Source organism: Bradyrhizobium sp. CB82, from assembly GCF_029714405.1.
Lineage (GTDB): Bacteria > Pseudomonadota > Alphaproteobacteria > Rhizobiales > Xanthobacteraceae > Bradyrhizobium.
In genome coordinates this window covers 1,633,102-1,658,600 of sequence record NZ_CP121650.1, presented here as the reverse complement: position 1 = coordinate 1,658,600, position 25,499 = coordinate 1,633,102, and the positions used below count along the sequence as shown (strand labels likewise).

Here is a 25,499-nt window from a genome sequence, read left to right as displayed (position 1 = left end):
CCGCCGCCAGTTCAACAAGCGGTGTCATCGCCCGGCTTGACCGGGCGATCCAGTATTCCAGAGAGAGTTGTAATTGATACGATAGGCCGCGGCGTACTGGATGCCCCGGTCAAGCCGGGGCATGACAGCGTGTGTGGCGAGAGCGCACTCACACCGGCGCCGGTGCAGTCAAGCACGCCTCGCCGCCCAGCTAATTCTGCAGCCTCACCCCCAGCATCACCACGGTCGCCTGGGAGCTCGACAGCGGGACGTTCGAATCCAGGATGTCGTGGCGCAGGCTGCCCTTGATCCAGAGGTTGCGGTTGAGCCTGTAGATGATGTCGCCTTCGATCGAGTAGGTCTTGTCGTTGCGGTTCTGGCCCTGGTAGTCGAGCGTGCCGTAGGTGAACTTGCCGATGGCCGTGAGCCAGCGGCGGAAGTCGTGGTCGACCTCGGCGGTGTAGGTGCGCACCAGGACGCCGGAGGCACCGGGCATCGTGGTCTCGGCGAGTTGCGTGTCGGTGAAGAATTTGACCGTAGTGAGTCCGCTCGCGTTCCAGACCAGCGAGCCCGTGGTCAGGAAGCCGCTGAGCTGGCTGAGCCGCGGGTCGACATAGTTGCGCGCGGCATAACCGACCGAGATTTCGCCGGTGAGGATGCGCGAGAACTCGAAGGACGTGCCGACCTTGGCGTAGCCGCCGTTTGAATCGCGGAAGTAGCCGTTGCGGTCGGCGGCCTGGTCGTGCACGCGGGTGTCGCCCTCGATCTCCAGGAACGGCTTCAGGCCGGGCTTGAGGTCGTAGGAGAAGCGGCCGATGCCGCCATACTGGTTGAAATTGCGATCGTCATTGCTGGAAACTGTACCGTCGGTAAGCTTGGAGTTGGTGTAGGCCGTGCGATCGACGGTGGCGCCGGCGGCGACTTCGAGACGGTTGAAGGTCTGGTCGACGCCGAGCGTCGTGCCGTAGGCGGCATAGATCGGATACTTCTGGAGTCCCGCCTGGATGTTCGGACTGCCCGGATTGTCGGTGGCAAGCCGCAGCCGGAGCTCCGAGGTCAGCTTGAGGTCGCGGTCGACGTCGATGCGGCCGTCGACATGGCCGGTGAAATCCGGGCGATTGATCTCGACGGGCGCGGGCGAGGCAACGCCGTCGATCGTCGCAGGCAGCTGGTTGCCATAGCCGGTGAAGGAGCCGCGCAGGTCGGCGACCAGCGCGTGGCGCTCCCAGTCGGACATCACGACGAGCTCGGGCGCGACGACATAGACCGGCGAGCCGATCGGCTTGTTGAGCCGCGCCGGATTGGTGTCGTAGCCGCCGGAGAGCTCGAGCGCGCCCTTGATCAGGAAGCTGCCGGCATAATCGCCGACGGGGCCAAAGGGATCGTCGTCGAGCTTGAGGCGGCGGCGCAGCGGCTGGCCGGGCACGGTGCCGGCCATCGCCGCCGGCACCGGCGTCTTGTTGGCGGTCTCCGACGGCGGCGGTGCGATGCGCGGCTTGCCGATGCCCGGTGCGGGAGCGCTTGGCGGCGGCGTGCCGGGACCGGGCGCGCGCTTCTGCTTCGGCTGACCCGGATAAAGCTTTGGCTGCTGCCGCTTGCGATTGAGCGAGTCATAGCCCGAGGCGCCAGAGCCATTGGCGGCGGGCAAGCCATAGGTCGGCACCTGGCCGACGCGCGAGGGCGCCGGTGTATCCCTGCTCTTGCGCGGATCGGCGCCGGGATCGGGCAGCGCCGGCAGAGCGTCCGACGGCGGCTGCGCAAATGAGGTGGTGGCCGTGCGGCGCGTGGGCAGCGTATCCGGCGAAACGAAGCCGCCGCGATTCGGATTGAAGAGGTCCGGCGTCAGGCTCTGGGCGGCAGCGGGCGCGCTCTCCAGCACGGTCAGCGCAAGGCATGGCAAGACGGCGCGCACGACGTGCGCGCGTTTGCTCCGGCCCCTGCCTGGAGACGACCCCACGATGGGAAAAACTCCAACTAATTCAGCAACTTCTGCGACGGATTTCCGCGGCGGACGCTGGTACCATCGTTAATGGAGTTAAAACAATTATGGTTAATGAGCAGTTGAGGAAGGAGGTCCTCGCGTCGCCTCCCCGCCGCGGCCGTGCTAAGCAGGCGGCCACGGGCAAACCGGGTTTGCCGCTCTCTTCCCTGGATCAAAACATGCCGAGTTCGAAACCGCTGATGACCCCATCATCCGGCCCCGTCTCACCCGACATCGAATCCGCGCTGCGCACGCTGGAGACGGAGAGCGGCGGCATCGGCGCGCTCGCGACTGCACTCAAGGGGTCGCTCGGCGCGAGCTTTACGGCGGCGATTGACAAGATCCGCAACGCCAAGGGCCGCGTCGTCGTCACCGGGCTCGGCAAGTCCGGCCACATGGCGCGCAAGATCGCAGCGACCCTGGCCTCGACCGGCACGCCCGCCTTCTTCGTCCACGCCGCCGAAGCCGGTCATGGCGACCTCGGCATGATCACCACCGATGACGTCATCATGGCGCTGTCCTGGTCCGGCGAGCAGCCGGAGATGAAGAACCTCGTGAACTATTCGGCGCGCTTTGCGATCCCGATGATCGCGGTGACGTCGAACGCGGGGTCTGCACTCGGACAGGCCGCCGATATCGTGATCGAACTGCCCAAGGCGCGCGAGGCCTGCCCGCACAATCTGGCGCCGACCACCTCGACGTTGATGCAGGCCGCAATCGGCGACGCCATCGCGATCGCGCTGCTCGAAGGCCGCGGTTTCACGGCGCTGGAATTCGCGCATTTCCACCCCGGCGGAAAGCTCGGCGCGATGCTGAAATTCGTCCGCGACTACATGCGCACCGACGCGGAGATCCCGGTCAAGCCGGTCGGCACGATGATGTCGGAGGCGGTGGTCGAGATGTCGGCCAAGGGCCTCGGCTGCGTCTGCATCGTGAGCAGTACGGGCGAAATCGCCGGCATCATCACCGACGGCGACCTGCGCCGCCACATGCGGCCCGATCTTCTGACCGCGACAGTCGACGACATCATGACGAAGCAGCCGAAGACCGTGCCGCCCTCCATGCTCGCGACCGAGATGCTGGAGGTGCTCAACACGCGGAAGATCACGACGCTGATCGTGGCCGAAGCGAACAAGCCGGTCGGAATCGTGCATCTGCACGATCTGTTGCGGGCCGGCGTGGCGTAAGCTTTTCTCCGTCATCCCGGGGCACCGCGAAGCGATGAGCCCGGGATCCATTCATCCGCATCACCGTGGCGAGATGGATTCCGGGCTCGCGCCAAGGGCGCGCCCCGGAATGACGGTCAGTGTGTCGGAAATCGCGCCGCCTTCTCCTCCAGCGGCAATCTCAGCCCGTTCGCCAGATACGACACCGTGCGATAGACCCCGCACAGCATCATGACCTCCCGCGCCTGCGACGAGGCGCCCCCACGGTGCTGCAAGCGCGGCTGACCGAATTGCGCGAGGCGGCCTTCGTGGAGCTTAGGGATGCCGGCGGCTACCGCCTGACGCCGCTGGGGCGGGAATTGTGCGAGACGTTCTTACCGCTGCATCGTTTCGCGGAACGGTGGCGGAGCAAGTGCGGTGCCTGAGCCTGGCGACATCGCCCAACAAACCCGTCGTTGCGAGCGCAGCGAAGCAATCCAGGCTGACTCCGCGGAAAGACTCCGGATTGCTTCGCTTCGCTCGCAATGACAGCGGAGCTACGCCGCCGCTACCGTCAGGTTGGCACCATCCACCTGCACCACTTTCACCCGCGTCCCAGCTGGCGTATCCGGTCCCGCCACGCGCCAGACGGTGTCACCGATACGGACGGTGCCGCTTCCGTCGATGATCGGCTTCTCCAGCGTGAACTCCCGGCCGAGAAGCGCCTCGGTGCGCTTGTTCAGATGCGGGCTCGCGCTCGTGTCGATCCTGCCGCGCGCAAGGCGCCGCCATAGCGGCACTGCGGCGGCAGCGAACAGCGCAAACATCACGAGCTGCGCCTGCCAGGCGGGATGGGCAACGAAGGAGACCAGCCCGACCAGCAGCGCGGCGAGGCCGAGCCAGAACAGGAACACGCCCGGCGCGAACACCTCCAGCGCCATCAGGATGAAGCCGAAGATCAGCCAGTTCCAGGTGCCGAGGGTGACGAACATGTCGGTCATGAGACGACCTCTGGGTTACCTTATTGCTGCGGCGGCACGGCCGGCGGCGAGCTTCCTGCCGACGGCACCGAGCCGCGGCGCGCGGCGGCGGTTGCGGAGGCCGCGCTCTCGCCGAACGTCGCCTTGGCGATCTCACCGATGCCGGCCAGCGAACCGAGCAGACTCACGGCTTCAATCGGCAGCATGATGACCTTCTGGTTCGGTGCATCCGCGAACTCTCCGAATGCCTTGATATATTTGTCGGCGATAAAATAGTTCAATGCGGTGACGTCGCCCTCGGCGATCGCGTCCGACACCATCTGCGTTGCCTTGGCCTCAGCCTCCGCAAGACGCTCGCGCGCTTCGGCGTCGCGGAACGCGGCTTCCCGGCGGCCTTCTGCCTGAAGGATCTGGCCCTGCTTGGCGCCCTCGGCGCGCAAAATCTCGGACTGGCGCTGGCCTTCAGCGGCCAGAATGTCGGCGCGCTTGACGCGCTCGGCTTTCATCTGCCGGCCCATGGCCTCGACGAGATCGGCCGGCGGCACGATGTCCTTGATCTCGATGCGGTTGACCTTGACGCCCCAAGGCGAGACCGCGGCGTCGACGACGCGCAGCAGGCGCTCGTTGATCTCGTCGCGATGCGACAGCACCTGGTCGAGATCCATCGAGCCCATCACCGAGCGGATGTTGGTCATGGTGAGCACGGTGATCGCATTGTTCAGATTGGCGACCTCGTAGCTCGCCTTCGCAGCGTCGAAGACCTGGAAGAAGGCGACACCGTCCACGGTCACCGTCGCGTTGTCCTTGGTGATCACCTCCTGTTCGGGAATGTCGATCACCTGCTCCATCATGTTCATCTTGCGCCCGACGCGATCGAAATAGGGCACGATCAGGTTGAGGCCCGGCGACAGCGTCTGGGTGTATTTGCCGAACCGTTCAATGGTCCAGTCGTAGCCCTGCGGCACCGTCTTCACGCCGGCAAGCAGCGTGACGATGACGAGCAACACCAGTGCAACTGCAAAAATATCGAAACCGCTCATAGCTCCTCCAAGGCGGGAAAAGGCTTTTCCCGCGCCGTTCATTGGTCGGATTCCCGTCCCGACCGGTTCAGCGGCACGCTCTAGGTCAGCCTCTCGCGATCATTTCACAAGACGCACGAAGCCGGAACGACGGCCATTAAGTATTGGCGGGGAGGCTCTTGAAAGGCCGCGGCGCTCACCTAGCGAGGGTGCGCTTCATTCGATGACCTGATCGGCGATCGCAAGCAGCGCCGGCGGGATGGTGACGCCGAGCGTTCGTGCGGTCCGCAAGTTGATCGCAAGCTCGAATTTGGTGGGATTTTGCACCGGAAGATCGGCGGGCCTTGCCCCCTTCAAGATGCGGTCGATATAGGCGGCGGCGCGCCGCACCTGCTCGGCGCTGTCGGTGCTGTAGGACATCAGGCCCCCCTCATCGACGAAGGTCCGGCTCCAGTAGACTGCCGGCAGATGCGCCTCGGCGACCGCCGCCCGAAGGCGCGCGCGGTTCGCCAGCGTGAAGAAATCAGGCAGGACCAGCAGGCCTTCGCCCTTGCGGGCCGCGAGCGCCGCGATCGAGGCCTCGTCATGGACCGGCGCCGGCTCAATCGACACGCCGAGCGCGCGCGCAGCCTGTTCGATCGCGTGCAGCATGAGGCCGGCGAACGGCGCCGTCACCGGATTGTAGACCACGGCGATGCGGGAGACCTTTGGCGTGATCTGCGTCAGCATCTCCAGCCATTTGCCGGCCATCGGCCCGTCATAATCGGTGAAGCCGGTGATGTTGCCGCCCGGATGTGAAAGCGCTTTGACAAAACCCTGGCCGACGGGATCGGTGACGACGGCGAACACGATCGGTGTTGCCGCGGTGCGCTTGCGCAATTCCTCGACCGACGGCGTGCCGATGGCAAGCAGGATGTCGGGATCGAGCGCAACCAGCTCGCCGGCCTGCCGTGCAATCAGCGCGCGGTCGCCGCCGCCGCTGCGCCAGTCGATCCGCAGATTATCCTGTTCCCTCCAGCCGAGCGTTGCGAGCGCATCGGTCAGGATCGTCGTGCGCATCTGCGCGATCGTGTCATCGGCCGCCGTCACCGTGAGGACGCCGAGCCGGCGCATCGCGGCCGACGCCGGCTGCGCGACTGCGGGCGTCGGCAACAGCGCGGCGCCGCCGAGAAGTGCCAGAACCTCGCGCCGCTTCATCGAGCGTCCCTCAGATCCAGCCCTGCAGCTCACGCAGCACCAGGGTGCGGATCACGTCCATGCCGGGCTCGCTGTCGTTGAGGCAGGGGATTGCGGCAAACGCCTCGCCGCCATTGTGCCGGAAGATCTCGTCATTCTCCCGCGCAATCTCTTCCAACGTCTCCAGGCAGTCGGCGGCAAAGCCCGGCGTCACCACCGCGATGCGGCGCACCCCCTCCTGCGCCAGGCGCTTCATGGTCGCATCCGTATAGGGCTGGAGCCATTCATCATTGCCGAAGCGCGACTGGAAGGTGAGCAGCAGCTTTGAGCCGTCCATACCGAGTCGCCGGCGCAGCGCCTCGGTCGTCGCCATGCAGTGGCTCTGATAGGGATCGCCCTGCTCGACATAGGATTTCGGCATGCCGTGGAAAGAGGCGACGATCAGCTCCGGCTTGAACGGCAGGCTCGCCAGGCTCGCCTCGATCGAGGTCGCGAGCGCCTCGATGTAGGCCTCGTCCTCGTAATAGGGCGGGCTCACCCGCAGCGTCGGCTGGGCGCGCAGGCGGGCCAGCACGCGAAACACCTCGTCGCAGACGGTCGCTGAGGTCGATGCCGAATATTGCGGATAGAGCGGCACCGCTAGGATCCGGTCACAGCCTTGCGCGATCAGCGCCTCGATGCCGGACCTGATCGACGGATTGCCGTAACGCATCGCCCAGTCCACCACGACATGCGCGCGGTCGGCGAGCGCGGCGGCGAGCTTCTCGGCCTGCGAGCGGGTAATGGTCTTGAGCGGCGACTCGTTCTTCTCGGTGTTCCAGATCTTTTGGTAGTCGAGCGCCTTGGTGCGCGGGCGCTTTCGCAGGATGATGCCGTTCAGCACGAACTGCCAGACCAGGCCCTGGTCCTCGATGACGCGGGCATCGCTCAGGAATTCCTTGAGATAGACGCGCACGCCCGGGGCATCGGCGGTGTCGGGCGTCCCGAGATTGACGAGCAGCACGCCGACACGCGAGGCGCGAGGCGCTGCGGTGGCCTTCGATATGTCGATCGGGAGAACGCGCGTCATGGCCCAACGGGTTCGCGCGTTGGGCCGAACTTGTCAAGATTGGGCCGACTTCGCTAGGGTTTCGGGGTGCAAGGGGAAGGAACCATGACGCTCGCGGAATGGTGCGTATTTGGAGCGCTGCTGCTCTATCTGGCGACGATCGCCTCGATCAAGTGGATCAGGTTCGGCCGTTTCGACAATTCGAAGCCGCGCGACCCGGCCTTCTATGAGGATGCCATCTCCCAACGCGTACTGGGCGCGCACCAGAACGGCATCGAGACCTTCCCGTTCTTCGCGATTGCCGTGCTGCTCGCCGAATTCCGCGACTCCCCGCAGCGCCTGGTCGACGAACTCGCCGCGCTCTTCCTGATCGTGCGGATCGCCTACGTCTTCACCTATCTCGGCAACCGCCCGACGCTGCGCTCCATCCTCTGGAGCATCGGTTTTGCGATCAACGTCGCGATCTTCTTCATGCCCGCCTTGAAGCGGTTTCTGCCGGTGTGAGGTTTCTCTCTGCCGTGTCCCGGACGCGGTGCAGCGCTCTTGCGCTGCTCCGCAGAGCCGGGACCAAGAAAGCCAACGCGGAGACATGGGCCCCGGCTCTGCAGCGCATCGTCGAAGAGACGCTGCGCTGCGTCCGGGGCACGAAAGCTTCACTCAAAAACACGTCGTGCGTTCGGCGGCGAGGTAGCCGAACAGCAGGCCTGCGCCGAACAGCAGCACCAGGCCGGCAGCGGCGAATTCGATGCCGCGCATGACGAGCGCGCCACCGCCGTCGCGGCCTGCGCTCAGGCGCCGGGCGACGTCCTTGGCGGAGACGGCGATGACCGCGATGGTCGCAACCGTGATCGCGGTGCCGAGACCCATCAGGAAGGTCGCGGCAATGCCGGCCCAGAACAGGCCCTGCGCGAGCGCGAACACCAGGACCAGGATCGCGCCCGAGCAGGGGCGGATGCCGACGGTGAGGATCGCGGCCAGCCCGCGCCGCCAGCCGCCGGGGCCGGCAAGCTCGCTCGGCGCGGGACCGTGGGAATGGCCGCAATGCTCGTCATGAACGTGGTCGTGCGCGTGGGCATGAGCGTGGCCGTGATGGTCATGGCCATGGTGGTGGTCATGGTGATCGTGACCATGATCATGCTCGTCGTGATGATGGTGATGGTGGCCGTGATCGTGGCGATGCGGCACGCCGGCGATCGCAGGCACGGGCTGGGAGGCCTGGAGCGCTCGGATGAAGGCGCCGCCCTTGACCCAGACGAGGCGCAACCCGAACGCCGCGATCAGGGCGTAGCTGGCGATCTCGATCACCTTCTCGGCGCTGCACATGGTCCTGGCCGTCGCATTCAGCGCCCAGGCCGCGATGCCGACGATGAGGACTGCGACCAGCGACTGCATCAGCGCCGAGGCAAAGGACAACACGATGCCGCGCCGTGCCGTTTCCTGATTGGCGACGAGGTAGGACGAGATCACCGCCTTGCCATGACCGGGGCCGGCGGCATGGAAGATGCCGTAGAGGAAGGAGATCGCGAGCAGGGTCCACACCGCCGAACCGTCGGACTTCGCGGCGCGGATGGTCGCCGACATCTCGCGGTAAAACTCCGACTGCTTGGCCAGCAGCCAGCCGACGATGCCGCCAGCCTCCGGCTCGGCCGCAGGGCGCGGCGCGCCGAACGGGTTTTGCGCCAGGAGATCGTGAAGCGCGGCATCGACGGCCCAAGCGGCGACAAGAACGGCCGCGCCGGTTGCAAGCCCCCGCGCAAGCGGAGAACGAAGCAGAGAGGTCACGGGCAATCCACGGTGATCTTGTTGGCGAACATCATGCCGAAGTTCGAGTTCTCGCCATTCATGAAGGTCTGTTCGTTGAGCTTCTGGGCGCTCGCGGTGCCGTCATTTGGCCGCTCCAGCTTCATCTGGCAGCCGGCCGGCGCCCCGACCAGCTTGACCGGGTTGTCCTTGGCCATCTGGAAGTCGATGAAGAAGGAGCGGTCGAACACTTCCAGCACCAGCTGCCTCGGCTTCAGCGGCGCCTTCAGCGGCAGCGTAAAGTGCAGGGTCAGCACCTGGTCCTTGTAGTCGAGGAAATAGTCGATCGGCTCATTGAAGCGCTCCTTCTTGCCGTCGGCCTTGGCGAAGGTGAAGTAGGCATATTCCTTCAGCGATTCGACGTTGGTCTGGGCGAGCGGAGCCAGCTCCTCACGCGTGTAGCTGCCCTTGGTCTTGCCCTCGAGCCCCTGGGTCGCATAGGCCGAGAACATGTCGTCGAAGGTCCAGGCGTGGCGGACGCCGGTGATCGAGCCGTCCTCCGCGTAGATCAACTCGCTGGTCGCGGTGATCCAGACATGCGGGTGCGCCTGCACTTCGCCCGCCGCAAGCGAGAGGCCGGCGGCGAGCAGCCATCCGAACAGGGCGCGCATGCCCATCAGGCCGCCTTCGCGGCGTCGAGCAGACCGCGGCGGCGCAGAAGTGCATCCGGCTCCGGCGGCCGGCCGCGGAAGGCCTCGTAGGCGGCCTGCGGATCGACCGATCCGCCGGTGGAGTAGATGTCATCGTGCAGGCGCCTGGCGACATCAGGATCGAAGATGTTGCCGGCCTCCTCGAAGGCGCCGAAGGCGTCGGCGTCCATCACTTCCGACCACATGTAGCTGTAATAGCCCGCCGCATAGTGGTCGCCGGAGAAGATATGGCCGAATTGCGTGGGCCGATGGCGCATCGCGATCTCCTCGGGCATGCCGATCTTCTCGAGCTCCGCTTTCTCGAAGGCGCGAACATCCTGCGCGGCTGCGGCCGGCTGGGTGTGGAATTCGAGATCGACGAGCGCCGAGGATACGAATTCGACGGTGGCAAAGCCCTGGTTGAACTTGCGCGCCGCGAGGAAGCGCTGGAGCAGGTCGTCAGGCAGCGGCTCGCCGGTCTGATAGTGGCGGGCGAACTGCTGGAGCACCTCGGGCCGCTCCTGCCAGTGCTCATAGAGCTGCGAGGGCAGCTCGACGAAGTCGGTGAACACGGAGGTGCCCGACAGCGACGGATAGGTCACGTTGGAGAGCATGCCATGAAGGCCGTGGCCGAACTCGTGGAACAGGGTGCGAGCATCGTCCGGCGACAGCAGCGAGGGCTCACCGCCCGCACCTTTGGCAAAGTTGCAGACGTTGATGATCAGGGGCGCGATTTCGCCATCGAGCTTCTGCTGGTCGCGCAGTGAGGTCATCCAGGCGCCGGAGCGCTTTGACGGCCGGGCATAGTAGTCGCCGTAGAACAGCGCCTTGTGCTTGCCGTCCGGGCCCTTCACCTCCCAGACCCGGACATCCGGATGCCAGGCCGGGACGTCCTTGCGCTCCTCGAAGGTGATGCCGAACAGCCGCGTGGCGCAGTCGAAGGCCGCCGCGATCATGTGGTCCAGCGTCAAATATGGCTTGATCGCGGCGTCGTCGAAATTGGCGCGCTGAAGGCGCAGCTTTTCGGCGTAGTAGCGCCAGTCCCAGGGCGCGAGCTGGAAATTGCCGCCTTCCTCCGTGATCAGCGCCTGCATCTCGTCGCGATCGGCGAGCGCGCGGGCGCGGGCCGGCTTCCAGACCCGCTCCAGGAGGCCTCGCACCGCATCCGGCGTCTTGGCCATGGAGTCCTCGAGCCGATAGGCGGCGAAGGTCGGATAGCCCAGCAGCTTGGCGCTCTCCTCGCGCAGCTTCAGGATCTCGACGATGGCCTCGTTGTTGTCGTTGGCGTTGCCGTTGTCACCGCGTGCCGTGAAGGCCTTGTAGACCTTCTCGCGCAGGTCGCGCCTCGCCGAGCCCTTCAGGAACGGCTCGACCGAGGAGCGCGACAGGGTGACGATGGCCTTGCCAGCCATGCCGCGATCTTCTGCCGCAGCCTTGGCGGCCGCAACGAAGCTCTCGGGCAGGCCCTGGCGGTCGTCCTCGCCGAGCTCCATGAACCATTCCTGCTCGTCGCCGAGCAGATGGTGGCTGAAAGTGGTGCCGAGCTGGGCGAGCTTCTCGTTGATCTCGGCCATCCGCGCCTTGGCGTCCTCGGAGAGCCCGGCGCCGGCGCGGTGGAAGCGGGTGTAGGTGCGCTCAAGCAGCCGGAGCTGCTCGGGCGTCAGCTTGAGCGCGGCGCGGTTCTCGTGGAGCTGGGCGATGCGGCCGAACAGCACCGCATTCATCATGATCGGATTCCAGTGCCGCGCCATCCGCAAGGAGACCTCCTTGTCGATCTCGAGGATCGCCGGATTGGAGTGCGCCGAGACCAGGTCGTAGAACACCGCTGCGACCTTCGTCAGCAGCTTGCCGGAGCGCTCCAGCGCCGTGATGGTGTTGGCGAAGTCGGGCGTCGCCGGATCGTGGACGATCGCGGCGATCTCGGCCGAGTGGTCGGCGAAGGCCTGCTCGAAGGCCGGCAGGAAGTGCTCCGGGCTGATCGCATCGAATGGCGGGGTCGCAAATGGCGTCACCCAGGCCTGCAACAGCGGGTTCGTCTCGGCCGGCGGAGCATCCGTAGTCTGGCGGGTTTCTGACATCGTTTGTCCCGATTTTTGAGCTCGTTCGTTGAGGCCAGCTATAGCACGCGATGGGCCTTTTTTGGGCCATTTGCGCTTGCTACCGGCCGCCTTTTCGGGGAGATTGCGCCCCTCAAAGACCAGGGATCGAGCCCCATGAACGCGCCTGCCTCCTCCTCCCGCCAGATCGTCTGGCGGAGTGTCATTACCGTCATCAGCGCCGCGATCCTGATCGGCGCCGAGGTGTTCGGCGCGGCGTTTGCCGGCGGCTGGGCGCTCGCCATTCTGTTCGGACTCGACGACACCGGCGCGCACATCGTGCAGGCCGTGCTGTTCACGCTCGGCGTGCTCGTCATGACCGCGTTCATCCGCGCGGCTCAACGCGTCGAGCCGTTCACCAAACGCGCGTGAGGCGACGCGCGCGAGCAACACACGCTCGCAAGGTCGCGCAAACTTAACAGCCGTTCATCTTCGAGCGTCGCTCGCGCACACAGCGCAAGCAGGCGTTAGGCAATTTTGTCGCCAGCCTAAAAAAATTCTTGCGAAGCAGAGTCAAAACGCTTATGTGCGGAATTGCCCAATTTCGCACGTGCCTGTGGTCGTGTGTCAGTCGGTAGGTATCCGGACAAGAGGCCGGACAGCCGCCAAGGGGTGAAGAAGCCGAGGGGCTCTTCGGAAGCGCGGAAGTCGAGAGACTGATGCAAACCCGAACCGCCCAGCATCTCTCTCAAAGAGATGCCTTGTCGAAGGTGACTTTGCTCTTTGCAACCGTGACTGGCAGCCGGAGGCGAACCGGCGCACCCCGCTCTCAACGGGGGACGCGACTTAAAGCAACGACGGATCGGGCTTTTTTGGTCTCTACCGGCATTCCAACGCCGGCGCGGGCTACTGAAAAGGCTTGTCCTTCATTGCCAGGTGAGCGGGCGGGAAAATTCCCAACCAATCCACGGCAGCACAACTGGTCTGAGTTCTCTGGCTTTGTCGCGTCTCCATCGTGCGGCATCGCCTAAGCGCTTACGGCCAAGAACATTTTGAACGGGTCCTTGTCGCAAAGGGCCGTTTGGAGGGTGCTATGACCGATCGCATCAGGGAATTTCTGCGCAACCGCCGTACCGAAGGTCTCGATAACGAGCCCTGCCTCGTCGTCGACCTCGAGGTCGTGCGCGACAACTACCAGAGCTTCGCCAAGGCGCTGCCCGACAGCCGCGTGTTCTATGCCGTCAAGGCGAACCCGGCTCCGGAAGTGCTGGCGCTGCTCGCCTCCATGGGCTCCTGCTTCGACACTGCCACCGTCGCCGAGATCGAGATGGCGCTGGCCGCGGGCGCGACGCCCGACCGCATCTCCTTCGGCAACACGATCAAGAAGGAGCGCGACATCGCGCGCGCCTTCGCACTCGGCATTCGGCTGTTCGCGGTCGATTGCGCCGCCGAGGTGGAGAAGGTCGCCCGTGCCGCGCCGGCTGCGAAGGTGTTCTGCCGCATCCTCTATGACTGCGCCGGCGCCGAGTGGCCGCTGTCGCGCAAGTTCGGCTGCGACCCGGAGATGGCGGTCGAAGTGCTCGACCTCGCCAAGCGTCTGGGCCTGGAGCCGTGCGGCATCTCCTTCCATGTGGGCTCGCAGCAGCGCAAGGTGAAGGCTTGGGACCGTGCGCTGGCGATGGCCTCGCAGGTGTTTCGCGACTGCGCCGAGCGCGGCGTCAACCTCTCGATGGTCAACATGGGCGGGGGTTTCCCGACCAAGTACCTGAAGGACGTGCCGCCGGTGGTGACCTACGGCCGGTCGATCTTCCGAGCGCTGCGCAAGCACTTCGGCAACCAGATCCCCGAGACCATCATCGAGCCGGGCCGCGGCATGGTGGGCAACGCCGGGGTGATCGAGTCCGAGGTCGTGCTCATCTCGAAGAAGAGCGACGAGGACGAGGTGCGCTGGGTTTATCTCGACATCGGCAAATTCGGCGGTCTCGCCGAGACCATGGACGAGTCGATCCGCTACGCCATCCGCACCCCGCACGACGGGGCGGACATGACGCCGTGCGTGCTCGCAGGTCCGACCTGCGATTCCGCCGACGTGTTGTACGAGAAGAACCCGTATCCGCTCCCGGTGACGCTCGAGATCGGCGACAAGGTGCTGATCGAAGGGACCGGGGCCTATACGTCGACCTATTCGTCGGTAGCGTTCAACGGCATCCCGCCGCTGAAGACCTATCACATCTGATCCGCCTCGCCGTCGAGGCCTGATGAACCGGGAGCCGGCTCGCCGACTCCCTCCCTGACATTTCGATTTCTGACGACGCTTGGCTGCGGATGCATGTCCTCAGGCTCCAAGCGAGGACTGACGTGTCATGACTGCTCTTCGGAAGCCACAAGTCGCCCCCACCCCGAAAGCTGCTCCGTTCGCGATCCGTGCGGAGCGTGCTGCCGACGTCGCGACGCGTGAAGCGCTGCTCGATGCCTGCTTTGGCGAGAACCGCCATGGCCGCACCTGCCAGCGCCTGCGCAACGGACGCGCTCCCGCCGCCGGCCTTGCGCTGGCTGCCGAGCGCGAGGGGAAGCTCGTGGGAACCGTGCGGCTGTGGCACGTCAGCGCCGGAGGCAGGGCCGCTCTCGTCCTCGGACCGCTTGCGGTCGATCCTGCCTGCCGCGAGCTCGGGATCGGCGCCGCGCTGATGCATCAAGCGCTGGCCGCCGCCCGGGCGCGCGGGCATGCCGCCGTGGTCCTGCTCGGCGACGCGCCCTACTACGCCCGCTTCGGCTTCTCGCCCGAAAAGACCGGCGCGCTTTCGCTACCCGGCCCGTTCGAGCGCGAGCGGCTGCTCGGTCTCGAATTCGAGGACGGTGCGCTGGACGGCGCCAACGGCATGATCGTCGCGACCGGCGCGATGCTGCCCAAACGGCGGGTAGCACGTCCGCACGCCCACGCGGCCTGAGGGGAACGTCATGGCGAAGACCCCGGCCGCATCCAGCGGCGATGCCCGCCCGCGCCTGCGCAGCCTGATCACATCGGTGCTGTTCGTCCTGATCGCGATCATGATCGTCAGGGACATCCTGGTGCGGCGGTGGAGCGGCTCGCCGCCGCCGTCGCAGGATACGATGCAGCAGCCCCTCTGAACTCCTTTCACCGGGTTCTCGGGGGTTGCGCAGGGCCGCGAAAGGCCCTTTAACCCCCGCGAAACTCCCTGCAGTCGAGGTCGAACAGATGTCCCGTCGCCTGATTTCCACCGGCTCGCCCTTCGAGAAGACCGCTGGCTACAGCCGCGCCGTGATCGATGGCGACTTCGCCTTCGTCGCCGGCACCACCGGCTACGACTACACGACCATGACGATGCCGGCAGATGTCACGAGCCAGTCACGGAACTGCTTCAAGACCATCGAGGCCGCCCTGAAGGAGGGGGGATTCGAGATGGCCGACATCGTCCGCGCGACCTACTACCTCACCGACGCCAGCGAGGCCGATGCTCATTTCGCCGTTTGCGGCGAGGTCCTCGGCGAGATTCGCCCGGCGGCGACGCTTCTGATCGTGAGCGGGCTCTACAAGCCCGAGATGAAGGTCGAGATCGAAGTGACCGCGAAGCGCCGCACCTGATCCACCCCTCACCGTTTGTCCGCCAGCACTCTCTGGAGAAACCATCCCATGAGCCCCGCCTCGCAGATCTACGCGAAGATTACCGGTCCCACCGTCATGGTCGGCTTCGGCTCCATCGGCAAAGGCACGTTGCCGCTGATCGAGCGGCATCTCGATTACGACAAGTCGCGCGTCACCGTGATCGATCCCAAGGACGAGGGCCGCAAGGCACTTTGCGAGAAGCACAATGTCAGATTCATCCAGAAGGGCCTGACCAAGGACAATTATCGCGATGTGCTGACCCCGCTGCTCACGGAAGGCGGCGGGCAGGGTTTTTGCGTCAATCTCTCGGTCGATACCGGCTCCACCGACATCATGGAGCTCTGCAACGAACTTGGCGCTCTTTATATCGACACCGTCAACGAGCCCTGGCTCGGCTTCTATTTCGATGCTTCGAAGGGCCCGGAAGCGCGCTCCAACTACGCCCTTCGCGAAGTGACGCTGGCGGCCAAGAAGGCGCGCCCCGCGGGCTCGATGACGGCCGTCTCCTGCTGTGGCGCCAATCCCGGCATGGTCTCCTTTTTCGTCAAGCAGGCGCTACTCAATGTCGCCGCTGATCTGAAGCTCAACGCCCCCAAGCCGAAGACCAGAGCCGAATGGGCGGACTTGATGCGGCAGGCTGGTGTCAAGGGCATCCACATCGCCGAACGCGATACCCAGCGCTCCAAGTCGCCGAAAGAGCCTGATGTCTTCGTCAACACCTGGTCGGTGGAAGGTTTCCTGTCCGAAGGCGTGCAGCCTTCCGAACTCGGTTGGGGCACCCATGAAAAATGGATGCCCGAGAATGCGCGTACCCACGAAGCCGGCTGCGGCGCTGCCATCTATCTGATGCAGCCCGGCGCCAACACGCGCGTGCGCACCTGGTGCCCGACCCGCGGCGCGCAATATGGCTTCCTCGTCACCCACAACGAGTCGATCTCGATCTCCGATTACTTCACGGTGCGTGACGCATCGGGCACGGCGATCTACAGGCCGACCTGCCATTATGCCTATCATCCGGCTGACGATGCCGTGCTGTCGCTGCATGAAATGTTCGGCCGCGCAGCGAAGATGCAGGAAAAGCACCACATCCTCGACGAGAACGAAATCGTCGATGGCATCGACGAACTCGGCGTGCTGCTGTTCGGCCATGACAACAATGCCTACTGGTACGGCTCACAGCTCTCCATCGAAGAGACCCGCAAACTCGCGCCCTATCAGAACGCCACCGGCCTGCAAGTGACCTCCGCCGTGCTCGGCGGCATGGTGTGGGCGCTGGAAAACCCGAACGAAGGCATCGTCGAAGCCGACGAGATGGATTTCGATCGTCTGCTGGAAATCCAGATGCCGTATCTCGGCCCGGTGAAGGGTTTCTACACCGACTGGACGCCGCTGACGGATCGTCCGGGACTGTTCCCGGAAGATATCGACACGTCCGATCCGTGGCAATTCCGGAACATCCTGGTGCGTTGAGGCGCGCCACCGTGATGCCCCGCCAAGGCGGGACGTCAAAAATATCGAAAACAACCCCATGCAAAATAGCCGGTGACGGCTGGCGCGCGCTCCCCACTCGTCATTCCGGGGCGCGCGAAGCGCGAGCCCGGAATCCATTCATCCTCGGGCTCTGCGGCCAGATGGATTCCGGGCTCGACGCTGTCGCGTCGCCCCGGAATGACGGCGGTGGTTACTTTTCCTTGATCGGCGGGGCGATCTTCTCGGCTGGTGCCGGTGGCAGCGCCGGCTTCGCCGTACCGGCTGCGCCCTGCGTTTGCGGATCCGGCCGCGCGGGCTCAGGCGCCGGCGTGGTGGGGCGGTCGCCGCCGGGCTTTGACTCCGCGGGCGTCTTGCTCCGATCATCCGGCGCGGGTGTGCCCTGCAGCGGCTGTGTTGCCTGTGCGGTCTGCATCCGGCTCTCGGCCCGGATCTGCGCCAGCGACAGGCCGGAGATCAGGACGCCCGCCCCGAACAGGAAGCAGGCGATCAGCAGATCCCGTTGAAATCTGAGCTTGTCTTGCTTGCCGGCCATGACGCTACCTGCGAATTCGTCTGTAGTATCAACGAAAGCGTCGGACCGCAGTTCCGCGTGATGTCGCCGCAGGGAACCCGCGGGAACAGCGCGCTCAGTCCGTGGTGCTGACTTCCCAGGTGGCGTGGCGCACGCCGGGCTGGCGCTGCATATCGACCGCCACCCCGTTCAGCTCATTCGGATCCACGGCGGTCGCGACCAGCTTTGCAACGATTTCCAGGATGTCGTCGCCGATCTCGACGACCTCGACATCCGCGACGGGATACTTCGCACGCTCGAGGCTGTCGATGAGGCGGTCGCGCATGTCGGGCAAGGCTTCCGTCGTGACCGCGACTTTGAAGTAGTAGGTCGCCTCCAGTGCCTTCTCGTTCAGCGGGATACGGTTGATCGCGTTCACCAGCGGGCGCAGCAGCGTGTTGCCGGCGATCACGAACACGGTGAGGGCTACGGCCTGCGCGACCATGTCGGCACCGGCGCAGGAGCCGACCGCGGCCGAGGCCCACAGGGTCGCCGCGGTGTTCAGCCCGCGCACGTCCATGCCCTGCTTCATGATGACGCCGGCGCCGAGGAAGCCGATGCCGGAGACGACATAGGAGATGACGCGGACCGCGCCGTCGGCGCCGGTCAGATGCATGGCGAGATCGACGAACGCAGCGGCGCCGACCGCGACCAGCACGTTGGTGCGCAGGCCCGCGGTGCGCTGGCGATATTGCCGCTCGGCACCGATCAGCGTGCCAAGCACGAAGGCCGTGAACAGGCTGATCAGCGTGTCGAGGAAGTCAGCAAGCTGGAAGGTCGCCAGAAACCGCATGGCCCCTCATACGGTCGGAATTTGACCGTTGATCAAAGCTCGAGGAGCCCTCCATCGCCGGTCTCGTCGGCGAATGCAAGCAGCGTCCCCTTGGCGTTCCAGGCCAGCGCCGCGACCGGCGCGGTGCCGTTGCGGCGAACCAGGATTTCCGCACCGTCCTCCAGCCGCACCATCAGCACGGTGCCATCGCTGTAGCCGGCCGCGAAGATGTCGTTCTTCGGATGGCAGGCGACCACCGACACACGTGCCTGCAAGGGCGCGAGCATCGCCGGCTCCTTGCCCATCGGGCCGTCCTTGCTCGCGAACGGCCACAGAATCACGGTGTCGGCACCAGACGTCGCCAGCGCCTTGCCGCCCGCGCTCCACGACATCGAGCGAACGCGGCCGGGATAGCCGGTCATGCGCATGTGCCTGTTATCGGCGAGCCGCCAGCCATGCAGCGCTGGCTCATGCATCGCAGTGACCAGAAACTTGTTGTCCGGGCTGAATGTGACGCCGAGATGCGAGCCGGCCCAGGGCAGGAATTCGGCTGACCCCGCCATGTTCGGAAACCACAGCGTTGCGCCGTTGTAATGCGCGATCGCGAGCCGCAGACCCTTCGGCGCAAAGGCGAGCCCGCCGACCGTCGAGGGCACCTCGATCGACTTCTCTTCGGTCTTGCCGCTCTTGACGAAGGCAAACTTGCCGGCCGACCAGGCGAAAGCACCGTCCGGATGCAGCGCCACCGCGTCGATCCAGCGCCGCTTGGGATCGGTCGCGAGCAGCGTCACCTCGCCCTTGGCGTCGAGCGAGACGACCTTGCCGTCATCACCACCCATCACCAGGCGCTTGCCGTCGCTGGCCGTGGAAAGAATGCCGCCGCTGTGAACAGCGACGGTGCTGATCTCACCCTTGGCATCGACCAGCGCAACGTTCTCCTCGCCGCCGACGAAGGCCGCGCGCGGGCCAAGAAAATGCACCGATGTCACCGCCATCCCCAGCGCGACCGGTTTGACGCGGTCGGTAATGGAGACGATCGATGGTGAATCGGGAGCCGGGGAAAACTCTTTCATCACGAGACGATGCAGCTCTCAAAACCTTCGCGGATGGCCTGTTCCGGCAATTCGCGACCGATGAAGACGAGACGGCTCTCGCGCGGCTCGCCCTCCTTCCATTTCCGCTGATGATTGCCCTCCAGCATCATGTGGACGCCCTGGAAGACGTAGCGGTCGTCATCATTGTGGAAGGCGAGGATGCCTTTGGAGCGCAGTATCTTCTGGCCCTCCACCTGCACGAGGTTCTGGAGCCAGGGCATGAACATGTTGGGATCGAGCGGCTTGTCGGACTTGAGCGAGAGCGACTGCATCTCCTCGTCGTGATAGTGCTTCAGGCCGTGATCGTGGTGATGATGGTCATGGCCGTGATGATGGTGATGATCGTGGTCGTGGTCATGATCATCGGCCTCCAGAAAGTCCGGCTCGATATCGAGGATGCGGTCGAGATCGAACGCGCCACGGTCGAGCACGTCGGCCAATGCCACCGAGCAGCGTTCGGTGCGGTGCAGCTTCGCATAGGGATTGATGCCGCGGATGCGGGCCTCGACCTCGACGAGCTCTCCCTTGGAGACGAGGTCGGTCTTGTTGAGCACGATGACGTCGGCAAAGGCGATCTGGTTCTTGGCCTCGGGCGCGTCCTTCAGCCGGTCGGAGAGCCACTTGGCATCTGCAACGGTCACGACCGCATCGAGCCGCGCGTTCTTCTGCACGTCCTCGTCGACGAAGAAGGTCTGGGCGACGGGCGCAGGGTCCGCAAGACCCGTGGTCTCGACGATGATGGCGTCGAACTTGCCCTTGCGCTTCATCAGGCCGTCCATGATGCGCACGAGATCGCCGCGCACGGTGCAACAGATGCAGCCATTGTTCATCTCGAACACTTCCTCGTCGGCGCCGATGATGAGGTCGTTGTCGATGCCGATCTCGCCGAATTCGTTGACGATGACGGCGTATTTCTTGCCGTGGTTCTCCGACAAAATGCGGTTCAACAGCGTGGTCTTGCCGGCCCCGAGATAGCCGGTCAGCACGGTCACGGGAATCTTTGGGGAGGTCACTTCAGACATAACTACTCCGACATCGGGCTTTTTCGCGCGACGCGAGGCGGGGTGGCCCCTGCCCTAATGGTCAAGCGCGCTGGATAGGGCCTTTATATTGTGCCTGACCATCTCAATGTAAGTGGGGGCAGGCCCCTTTTCGCCGGTCAAACCGTCCGAAATCAGGGTCCCGCCGACCTTTGAGCCGGTCTCGGCGGCGATTCGCCGGATCAATCGGTCGTCGCTGATATTTTCGAGGAAGACCGCCGGGATCTTTTGGGCCCGGATCTGGCTGATGATGCCGGCGATGTCGCGGGCGCTGGGCTCGGTTTCGGTGGAGACGCCGAGCGGGGCGATGAACTGGATACCGTATTCGGCGGCGAAATAGCCGAAGGCATCGTGGGTCGAGATCACCTTGCGCCGCGCGGGCGGGATTTTTGCGATGGCCTCGCGCACCTCGCGGTCGAGCGTTTCGAGCTTTTCCAGATAGGCCGTGGCCTGGCCCCGGAAGAACTCGGCATCCTCGGGCGCGGCCGCGGCCAGCGCGCCCGCTATGTTGGTCACATAGACTTTCGCGTTGGGGATCGATTGCCAGGCATGCGGATCGGATTCCGAGCCGAGCTTGAGCGGCGCGAGGCCGGCGCTCGCGGTCACGACGGTCGCCTTGCTGCCTGAGGATTGCACGAGCCGCGGCAGCCAGCCCTCGAGGCCCAGGCCATTGACGATGACGAGCCTTGCGTCCGCGATCCGCTTCGCGTCCCCCGGCGCCGGTGCGTAGACATGGACGTCGCTGTCGGCGCCGACCAGCGTGGTGAGGTTGATGCGATCGCCGCCGACGTTGCGGACGAAGTCGGCGAGGATCGAGAAGCTCGCGACAACGTTGAGCCGCTCCGCCGCTTGAAGCGGCGAGGCGATCAAGAGGGACGCAACGACGAGGAGCAGGAGGCGACGCATCACGCCTCCAGATGCCGGCCGGGAAACATCTGCCGGACCAGCCCGCCGACGCTGCCGAACAGCACGGAGACGACGTAGAACGCGGTCGCCACCAGGATGATCGCTGGCCCCGAAGGGATCCGCGTCTGGAACGACAGTACGAGCCCGGCATAGCCCGACAACGCAGCGGCAACGACGGCGATGCAGATCATCGCGGTGAGGTCGCGCGACCAGAACCGGGCGATGCCGGCGGGCATGATCATCAGGCCGACCGCGAGCAGGGTGCCGAGCGCCTGAAAACCATTGACGAGAGTGATGACGACGAGGGCGAGGAAGGCGAGATGCGCAGGTCCTCCCGCGCGGCTCACCGTGCGCAGGAACAAGGGGTCGACGCTCTCGATCACCAGCGGACGGTAGATCACCGCGAGCACCAGCAGCGTGATCGTGGCGTTGAAGGCGACCACCAGCAGCGTCTTGTCGTCCATGGCAAGGATGTTGCCAAACAGCACGTGCAACAGGTCGATATTGGTGCCCTTGATCGAGACGATGGTGACGCCGAGCGCGAGCGAAGCCAGATAGAAGGTCGCGAGCGAGGCGTCCTCCTTCAGGCCCGTTGAGCGCGCGACGACACCGGCGAGGATCGCCACCGCAAAGCCCGCGATCAGGCCGCCGGCGGTCATCGCGAACAGATTGAGGCCGGAGAGCAGGAAGCCGATCGCGGCACCGGGGAGGATCGCATGCGCCATGGCATCGCCGACCAGGCTCATCCGCCGCAGCATCAGGAATACGCCGATCGGCGCACCGGCGAGCGACAGCGCGATCACCGCGGCGAGCGCGCGTCGCATGAACTCGAATTCGGTGAAGGGGCCGATGAGCGCGTCATACATCGTGCGTCATGCCGCCTGTGAGCGCTCATCATCGTCGGCGCAGGCCGCTGCAGTGTCGTCGAAGGCTTCGCACATCCGCATCGCGACCATGAGGTTCTCCGCCGTCAGCACCTCGGTGGTCGCGCCCCAAGCCACTGGCCCGCGTGCGAGCAACAGCGCTTGCGGAAAGTGCGCCCGCACCATCTCCATATCGTGAAGCGCGGCGAGCACGGTGCGGCCCTCGCCATGCCAGCGCGTCACCAGCGCAAGCAGATCGACCGTGGTCTTGCTGTCGATGGCGTTGAAGGGCTCGTCGAGCACGATGAGCGCAGCATCCTGGAGCAGCACGCGCGCGAACAGCACACGCTGCATCTGCCCGCCCGAAAGCGTACCGATCGGACGGTTCTCGAAACCGTTCAGCCCGACGGCCGCGACCGCGCCGAGGATCTTCTCGCGCGCGGCTTTGCCGATGCCGCCGAACAGACCGATCCCACGCCACAGGCCGGTGCCGACGAAATCGAACACCGAGATCGGGAAGCTACGGTCGATATCGGTGGTCTGCGGCAGATAGGCGATATCGCGCGGATCGAGCCCGCCGAGATGGATGGCGCCTGCGAGCGGCTTCAGGATGCCGACGATGCCGCGCAGCAGCGTCGACTTGCCGGCGCCGTTCGGTCCGATCACCGCGACCAGCGCCCCAGGCGCGATCTCGCCCTTGAGGTGGTGCACCGCGGGATGCCGGTCATAGCCAAAGGTGACGTTGTGGAAACCGAGCCCCGCCATGGTCACCTCATCGCCAGAAAGACAACGCCCCAGAGCAGCGTGCAGACGCCCAGCGCGGCTGCCAGACGGCCCGCCATGGTCATGCGCAGGATCGACCAGGGCGCAGCCTGGGCCGGGTGCGGCGCGGCGGGATCGTGGACATGGGCATGCGTATGGTCGTGCCCGTGGGAATGGGCGTGGTCGTGGGTGTGGTCGTGATGATGGGCGTGGGACACGGCGGGAACCATTTGGGAACGTTATATTATAACATTACCCCTGTCCACGCCGGATCAGGGCTTGCCGATCACCATGGCGATGGCTGCCGCGACGAACGGGAACGGCACCGAGACAGCTCAGCGGAACGAGTAGCAGCGCGCTTGCCACAGGATAGGCAGTGAAAGGCCCGCCCGGCAGGATCGCACCAAAGGCAGTGCCGATCGGAAGGCCCATCAGGCCGGAGCTCGGCCCGAGCGAGCGCGACACTTTCTGTGCGGCAGAATCTCCGAGATGAAGGCCCCGAGCAGGCATCCGGCGAGCACCCGCGGCACATGCCGCCGAACAGCGAGAGATCGTGGGTGAGAATGTCGAGGACGCCGTCCGTTCCGTCACCTCTGGGCGTGAGGAGAGAGAATTCCGCGCAGCAAAAAAGGCGGCCGCGATGCGACCGCCTTCGCGTTTGTCAGGTAACGTGGCGGCTTACGCCTTGTCGAACAGCGACTCCACGTATTCCCAGTTTACGAGGTTTTCGACGAACGCCTTCAGATAGTCCGGGCGGCGGTTGCGATAATCGATGTAGTAGGAGTGCTCCCAGACGTCGCAGCCGAGGATCGGGGTGGCGCCGTGCACCAGCGGATTCTCGCCGTTCGGCGTTTTGGAGATCTCGAGCTTGCCGTTCTTGACCTGGAGCCAACACCAGCCGGAGCCGAACTGGCCAACGCCGGCCGCCTGGAAGTCCGCCTTGAACTTGTCGAAGCCGCCGAGGTCCTCGTTGATCTTCTTCTCGAGCTTGGCCGGCAGCTTGGTGCCGCCGCCATTGGGCTTCATCCAGCTCCAGAAGTGGATGTGGTTGTAGTGCTGGCCGGCATTGTTGAAAACCGCCGGGTTCTTCCCGAAGGAGCCCTTCACAATCTCCTCAAGGGATTTGCCTTCCCATTCGGTCCCCTTGAGCGCGTTGTTGCCGTTGGTGACATAGGCCTGATGATGCTTGTCGTGGTGATATTCAAGCGTTTCCTTCGACATATACTGGCCGAGGGCGTCATAGGCGTAAGGGAGTGGGGGGAGCGTAAAGGTCATGGGTTCTTGTCCGCAACTGGGTGGGGAACGTGTTCTAACGGTCACCCCTTATAGAAGGTTCCATGACTATTAAATACCGCAATTTGCGCAGAACGGTGGACCGAAATGAGCATCGAAGTCGACATCCTGAACGGCGACGCCTCCTGGCCGACCGCGGAGCCTCTGTTCAAGGCAGTCTATCCGCGCGATGTGGTTGAGAAGCTGTCCTGGCGCCATATCAAATGGGCGAATCCCGATTTGCGCGTGCTGATCGCGGAACCATCGGGCGGCCTTGCCTGCCATGTGGGCATTTACTTCCGGACCCTCACCTGGAATGGCCACAAGATGCATGTCGGCGGCATCGGCGGCGTCTGTACACGCGAGGACTGCCGAGGACGCGGTTATGCGACGCTGGCGCTTGAGGCCGCCACTCAAACCATACGCGCCAACGAGGCGGCGCGTTTCGCGCTATTGTTTTGCGAGCCGCACAATTTCGCATTTTATCAGACGCGCAACTGGCACCCCTTCACCGGCGAGGTCTATGCTGAACAGCCAGAGGGCCGGATCCTGTTCGATCACATGGCGCCTTTCGTGTTCGACCTCGGCCGGGCACCGCGACTGGGCACCCTCGACCTATGCGGCCTGCCGTGGTGAGCCCAGCAGCCTCCATGCTTCTTACCCGCTGGGGCAAATGAACGCAGGAATGTGATTGCAGCCGCGCGTTGCATGACGGCGATTTGCTGCTATTGAGACGCCTCCATTTTTCCAGGGGCTCTCTCCATGATCCGCAGTTTAGCCGTTCTCATCACCTGTCTCGCTGCGCTGTTCGGCGTGCCAACAGCACGCGCGCAGACTCCGGATGCGAGCGGGACCTGGCTGACCCAGGCGGGCGATGCGCGCGTCAAGGTCAGCAAATGCGGCGGCGGCATCTGCGGCGTCATCGTCTGGCTGAAGGAGCCCTACGACACCGCGACCGGCCAGCCCGCCAGCGACAGCAAGAATCCAAATCCCGCGCTCGCCAGGCGTCCTTTGATCGGCTTGCCGCTCTTCAACGGCATGCAGGTCACCGGTCCAAATAAATGGTCGGGGCAGATCTACAACGCCGATGACGGCAGCATGTATGCGAGCAACATCTCGGTCACCGGCACTGATACGCTCCGCGTCGAAGGCTGCGTCGGCGCGCTCTGCGGCGCCGAGACATGGACGCGAGTCAGCCGCTGAATTCCCCTCATGCCCCGGACGCCGCGACACCGAAAGCGCGTTCGCGCGTCTCGACGGTGTCGCTGCGCAGAGCCGGGATCTACGCGGCGTCTGCGCTCGCGGGCCCCGCCTGCAGCGCATCACCCTGG

At 64.9% G+C, this 25,499-nt stretch carries 27 protein-coding genes and 3 pseudogenes; 11 read left to right on the top strand and 19 right to left on the bottom strand.

The features are described 5' to 3' along the window. Positions 1-190 precede the first annotated feature (190 nt). A complete protein-coding gene (locus tag QA640_RS07950) occupies positions 191-1,936 on the bottom strand; it encodes an outer membrane beta-barrel protein (RefSeq protein ID WP_283040158.1) in 1,746 nt (581 codons plus the stop codon). A 203-nt stretch (positions 1,937-2,139) separates the two neighbouring features. Between QA640_RS07950 and QA640_RS07945 the strand changes: the two genes are divergently transcribed. After that, complete coding sequence (locus QA640_RS07945) at positions 2,140-3,147, top strand: KpsF/GutQ family sugar-phosphate isomerase (protein WP_283040157.1); 1,008 nt, start codon at positions 2,140-2,142, stop codon at positions 3,145-3,147. Positions 3,148-3,263: 116 nt separating this feature from the next. Here the strand turns inward: QA640_RS07945 and QA640_RS07940 are convergent. Next, positions 3,264-3,365 (bottom strand): annotated as a pseudogene (locus QA640_RS07940) (carboxymuconolactone decarboxylase family protein); the annotation flags it as partial. 18 nt (positions 3,366-3,383) lie between these two features. Between QA640_RS07940 and QA640_RS07935 the strand changes: the two are divergent. Then, positions 3,384-3,551, top strand: a pseudogene (locus QA640_RS07935) (transcriptional regulator); the annotation flags it as partial. Between the two features lie 111 nt (positions 3,552-3,662). On the opposite strand, the gene QA640_RS07930 reads toward QA640_RS07935, so the two are convergent. From QA640_RS07930 to hemH, 4 genes are all read right to left on the bottom strand, one after another. After that, positions 3,663-4,106: an NfeD family protein gene (locus tag QA640_RS07930; protein ID WP_027522251.1), complete on the bottom strand. Its 444-nt coding sequence runs from the start codon at positions 4,104-4,106 to the stop codon at positions 3,663-3,665. 20 nt (positions 4,107-4,126) lie between these two features. Then, entirely contained in the window at positions 4,127-5,125 is a 999-nt protein-coding gene (locus QA640_RS07925; protein ID WP_283040156.1) for an SPFH domain-containing protein, read from the bottom strand. A 195-nt stretch (positions 5,126-5,320) separates the two neighbouring features. Continuing rightward, positions 5,321-6,301 carry an ABC transporter substrate-binding protein gene (locus QA640_RS07920; protein ID WP_283040155.1) on the bottom strand — a complete coding sequence of 327 codons (981 nt, stop codon included), beginning with the start codon at positions 6,299-6,301 and terminating at the stop codon, positions 5,321-5,323. Positions 6,302-6,311: 10 nt separating this feature from the next. After that, the gene (gene hemH / locus QA640_RS07915; RefSeq protein ID WP_283040154.1) at positions 6,312-7,349 is read right to left on the bottom strand and encodes a ferrochelatase; all 1,038 of its coding nucleotides are present in this window, start codon (positions 7,347-7,349) and stop codon (positions 6,312-6,314) included. Between the two features lie 84 nt (positions 7,350-7,433). Between hemH and QA640_RS07910 the strand changes: the two genes are divergently transcribed. Next, entirely contained in the window at positions 7,434-7,832 is a 399-nt protein-coding gene (locus tag QA640_RS07910) for an MAPEG family protein (protein WP_283040153.1), read from the top strand. Between the two features lie 153 nt (positions 7,833-7,985). On the opposite strand, the gene QA640_RS07905 is transcribed toward QA640_RS07910, so the two are convergent. Genes QA640_RS07905 through QA640_RS07895 form a run of 3 tightly spaced genes read right to left on the bottom strand, consistent with a single transcriptional unit; the run spans position 7,986 to position 11,835 of the window. Further along, entirely contained in the window at positions 7,986-9,116 is a 1,131-nt protein-coding gene (locus QA640_RS07905) for a nickel/cobalt transporter (RefSeq protein ID WP_283040152.1), read from the bottom strand. Further along, positions 9,107-9,745, bottom strand: a complete 639-nt coding sequence (locus QA640_RS07900) for a DUF1007 family protein (protein ID WP_283040151.1) — start codon at positions 9,743-9,745, stop codon at positions 9,107-9,109. The genes QA640_RS07905 and QA640_RS07900 overlap by 10 nt, the downstream gene beginning before the upstream one ends. Next, the gene (locus tag QA640_RS07895; RefSeq protein WP_283040150.1) at positions 9,745-11,835 is read right to left on the bottom strand and encodes a M3 family metallopeptidase; all 2,091 of its coding nucleotides are present in this window, start codon (positions 11,833-11,835) and stop codon (positions 9,745-9,747) included. Before QA640_RS07895 ends, QA640_RS07900 begins: the two co-directional genes overlap by 1 nt. A 135-nt stretch (positions 11,836-11,970) precedes the next feature. On the opposite strand from QA640_RS07895, the gene QA640_RS07890 reads away from it, so the two are divergent. From QA640_RS07890 to QA640_RS07865, 6 genes are all read left to right on the top strand, one after another. Next, on the top strand, positions 11,971-12,225 hold the full coding sequence (locus QA640_RS07890) for a hypothetical protein (protein WP_283040149.1): 255 nt from the start codon (positions 11,971-11,973) through the stop codon (positions 12,223-12,225). A 661-nt stretch (positions 12,226-12,886) separates the two neighbouring features. Continuing rightward, positions 12,887-14,029 carry a type III PLP-dependent enzyme gene (locus tag QA640_RS07885; protein ID WP_283040148.1) on the top strand — a complete coding sequence of 381 codons (1,143 nt, stop codon included), beginning with the start codon at positions 12,887-12,889 and terminating at the stop codon, positions 14,027-14,029. A gap of 127 nt (positions 14,030-14,156) precedes the next feature. Next, positions 14,157-14,741 (top strand): N-acetyltransferase, encoded by a 585-nt coding sequence (locus QA640_RS07880; protein ID WP_283040147.1) that lies wholly within the window; start codon positions 14,157-14,159, stop codon positions 14,739-14,741. A gap of 10 nt (positions 14,742-14,751) precedes the next feature. Further along, the gene (locus tag QA640_RS07875) at positions 14,752-14,922 is read left to right on the top strand and encodes a hypothetical protein (RefSeq protein WP_283040146.1); all 171 of its coding nucleotides are present in this window, start codon (positions 14,752-14,754) and stop codon (positions 14,920-14,922) included. An 88-nt stretch (positions 14,923-15,010) separates the two neighbouring features. Next, entirely contained in the window at positions 15,011-15,397 is a 387-nt protein-coding gene (locus tag QA640_RS07870) for a RidA family protein (protein ID WP_283040145.1), read from the top strand. A gap of 48 nt (positions 15,398-15,445) precedes the next feature. Further along, positions 15,446-16,888, top strand: coding sequence for a homospermidine synthase (locus QA640_RS07865; RefSeq protein ID WP_283040144.1), 1,443 nt, complete (start codon positions 15,446-15,448; stop codon positions 16,886-16,888). 211 nt (positions 16,889-17,099) lie between these two features. On the opposite strand, the gene QA640_RS07860 is transcribed toward QA640_RS07865, so the two are convergent. The 10 genes and pseudogenes from QA640_RS07860 to QA640_RS07815 all read right to left on the bottom strand — a co-directional run bounded on the left by QA640_RS07860 (position 17,100) and on the right by QA640_RS07815 (position 24,171). Beyond that, the gene (locus tag QA640_RS07860) at positions 17,100-17,441 is read right to left on the bottom strand and encodes a hypothetical protein (RefSeq protein ID WP_283040143.1); all 342 of its coding nucleotides are present in this window, start codon (positions 17,439-17,441) and stop codon (positions 17,100-17,102) included. Positions 17,442-17,535: 94 nt separating this feature from the next. After that, positions 17,536-18,252 carry an MgtC/SapB family protein gene (locus QA640_RS07855; RefSeq protein WP_283040142.1) on the bottom strand — a complete coding sequence of 239 codons (717 nt, stop codon included), beginning with the start codon at positions 18,250-18,252 and terminating at the stop codon, positions 17,536-17,538. Between the two features lie 32 nt (positions 18,253-18,284). Further along, entirely contained in the window at positions 18,285-19,304 is a 1,020-nt protein-coding gene (locus tag QA640_RS07850; RefSeq protein WP_283040141.1) for a WD40 repeat domain-containing protein, read from the bottom strand. Beyond that, entirely contained in the window at positions 19,304-20,347 is a 1,044-nt protein-coding gene (locus QA640_RS07845) for a GTP-binding protein (protein ID WP_283040140.1), read from the bottom strand. Before QA640_RS07845 ends, QA640_RS07850 begins: the two co-directional genes overlap by 1 nt. 54 nt (positions 20,348-20,401) lie before the next feature. Continuing rightward, on the bottom strand, positions 20,402-21,271 hold the full coding sequence (locus QA640_RS07840; RefSeq protein ID WP_283040139.1) for a zinc ABC transporter substrate-binding protein: 870 nt from the start codon (positions 21,269-21,271) through the stop codon (positions 20,402-20,404). Beyond that, the gene (locus QA640_RS07835) at positions 21,271-22,137 is read right to left on the bottom strand and encodes a metal ABC transporter permease (RefSeq protein ID WP_283040138.1); all 867 of its coding nucleotides are present in this window, start codon (positions 22,135-22,137) and stop codon (positions 21,271-21,273) included. Before QA640_RS07835 ends, QA640_RS07840 begins: the two co-directional genes overlap by 1 nt. A 6-nt stretch (positions 22,138-22,143) precedes the next feature. Continuing rightward, a complete protein-coding gene (locus QA640_RS07830; protein ID WP_283040137.1) occupies positions 22,144-22,899 on the bottom strand; it encodes an ABC transporter ATP-binding protein in 756 nt (251 codons plus the stop codon). Between the two features lie 2 nt (positions 22,900-22,901). Beyond that, complete coding sequence (locus QA640_RS07825) at positions 22,902-23,126, bottom strand: hypothetical protein (protein ID WP_283040136.1); 225 nt, start codon at positions 23,124-23,126, stop codon at positions 22,902-22,904. A gap of 118 nt (positions 23,127-23,244) precedes the next feature. Beyond that, positions 23,245-23,485, bottom strand: a pseudogene (locus tag QA640_RS07820) (permease); the annotation flags it as partial. A gap of 89 nt (positions 23,486-23,574) precedes the next feature. Beyond that, complete coding sequence (locus QA640_RS07815) at positions 23,575-24,171, bottom strand: superoxide dismutase (RefSeq protein WP_283040135.1); 597 nt, start codon at positions 24,169-24,171, stop codon at positions 23,575-23,577. 105 nt (positions 24,172-24,276) lie between these two features. Between QA640_RS07815 and QA640_RS07810 the strand changes: the two genes are divergently transcribed. Further along, on the top strand, positions 24,277-24,804 hold the full coding sequence (locus QA640_RS07810; protein ID WP_283040134.1) for a GNAT family N-acetyltransferase: 528 nt from the start codon (positions 24,277-24,279) through the stop codon (positions 24,802-24,804). A gap of 126 nt (positions 24,805-24,930) precedes the next feature. Next, positions 24,931-25,371 carry a DUF2147 domain-containing protein gene (locus QA640_RS07805; protein WP_283040133.1) on the top strand — a complete coding sequence of 147 codons (441 nt, stop codon included), beginning with the start codon at positions 24,931-24,933 and terminating at the stop codon, positions 25,369-25,371. Positions 25,372-25,499: the final 128 nt, after the last annotated feature.

Bases quoted from the DNA above. Each gene is read 5' to 3' on its own strand.
- QA640_RS07945 (WP_283040157.1), top strand. From the start codon at position 2,140: ATGCCGAGTTCGAAACCGCTGATGACCCCATCATCCGGCCCCGTCTCA.
- QA640_RS07930 (WP_027522251.1), bottom strand. From the start codon at position 4,106: ATGACCGACATGTTCGTCACCCTCGGCACCTGGAACTGGCTGATCTTC.
- QA640_RS07925 (WP_283040156.1), bottom strand. From the start codon at position 5,125: ATGAGCGGTTTCGATATTTTTGCAGTTGCACTGGTGTTGCTCGTCATC.
- QA640_RS07920 (WP_283040155.1), bottom strand. From the start codon at position 6,301: ATGAAGCGGCGCGAGGTTCTGGCACTTCTCGGCGGCGCCGCGCTGTTG.
- hemH (WP_283040154.1), bottom strand. From the start codon at position 7,349: ATGACGCGCGTTCTCCCGATCGACATATCGAAGGCCACCGCAGCGCCT.
- QA640_RS07910 (WP_283040153.1), top strand. From the start codon at position 7,434: ATGACGCTCGCGGAATGGTGCGTATTTGGAGCGCTGCTGCTCTATCTG.
- QA640_RS07900 (WP_283040151.1), bottom strand. From the start codon at position 9,745: ATGGGCATGCGCGCCCTGTTCGGATGGCTGCTCGCCGCCGGCCTCTCG.
- QA640_RS07895 (WP_283040150.1), bottom strand. From the start codon at position 11,835: ATGTCAGAAACCCGCCAGACTACGGATGCTCCGCCGGCCGAGACGAAC.
- QA640_RS07890 (WP_283040149.1), top strand. From the start codon at position 11,971: ATGAACGCGCCTGCCTCCTCCTCCCGCCAGATCGTCTGGCGGAGTGTC.
- QA640_RS07885 (WP_283040148.1), top strand. From the start codon at position 12,887: ATGACCGATCGCATCAGGGAATTTCTGCGCAACCGCCGTACCGAAGGT.
- QA640_RS07880 (WP_283040147.1), top strand. From the start codon at position 14,157: ATGACTGCTCTTCGGAAGCCACAAGTCGCCCCCACCCCGAAAGCTGCT.
- QA640_RS07875 (WP_283040146.1), top strand. From the start codon at position 14,752: ATGGCGAAGACCCCGGCCGCATCCAGCGGCGATGCCCGCCCGCGCCTG.
- QA640_RS07870 (WP_283040145.1), top strand. From the start codon at position 15,011: ATGTCCCGTCGCCTGATTTCCACCGGCTCGCCCTTCGAGAAGACCGCT.
- QA640_RS07865 (WP_283040144.1), top strand. From the start codon at position 15,446: ATGAGCCCCGCCTCGCAGATCTACGCGAAGATTACCGGTCCCACCGTC.
- QA640_RS07860 (WP_283040143.1), bottom strand. From the start codon at position 17,441: ATGGCCGGCAAGCAAGACAAGCTCAGATTTCAACGGGATCTGCTGATC.
- QA640_RS07855 (WP_283040142.1), bottom strand. From the start codon at position 18,252: ATGCGGTTTCTGGCGACCTTCCAGCTTGCTGACTTCCTCGACACGCTG.
- QA640_RS07850 (WP_283040141.1), bottom strand. From the start codon at position 19,304: ATGAAAGAGTTTTCCCCGGCTCCCGATTCACCATCGATCGTCTCCATT.
- QA640_RS07845 (WP_283040140.1), bottom strand. From the start codon at position 20,347: ATGTCTGAAGTGACCTCCCCAAAGATTCCCGTGACCGTGCTGACCGGC.
- QA640_RS07840 (WP_283040139.1), bottom strand. From the start codon at position 21,271: ATGCGTCGCCTCCTGCTCCTCGTCGTTGCGTCCCTCTTGATCGCCTCG.
- QA640_RS07835 (WP_283040138.1), bottom strand. From the start codon at position 22,137: ATGTATGACGCGCTCATCGGCCCCTTCACCGAATTCGAGTTCATGCGA.
- QA640_RS07830 (WP_283040137.1), bottom strand. From the start codon at position 22,899: ATGGCGGGGCTCGGTTTCCACAACGTCACCTTTGGCTATGACCGGCAT.
- QA640_RS07825 (WP_283040136.1), bottom strand. From the start codon at position 23,126: ATGGTTCCCGCCGTGTCCCACGCCCATCATCACGACCACACCCACGAC.
- QA640_RS07815 (WP_283040135.1), bottom strand. From the start codon at position 24,171: ATGACCTTTACGCTCCCCCCACTCCCTTACGCCTATGACGCCCTCGGC.
- QA640_RS07810 (WP_283040134.1), top strand. From the start codon at position 24,277: ATGAGCATCGAAGTCGACATCCTGAACGGCGACGCCTCCTGGCCGACC.
- QA640_RS07805 (WP_283040133.1), top strand. From the start codon at position 24,931: ATGATCCGCAGTTTAGCCGTTCTCATCACCTGTCTCGCTGCGCTGTTC.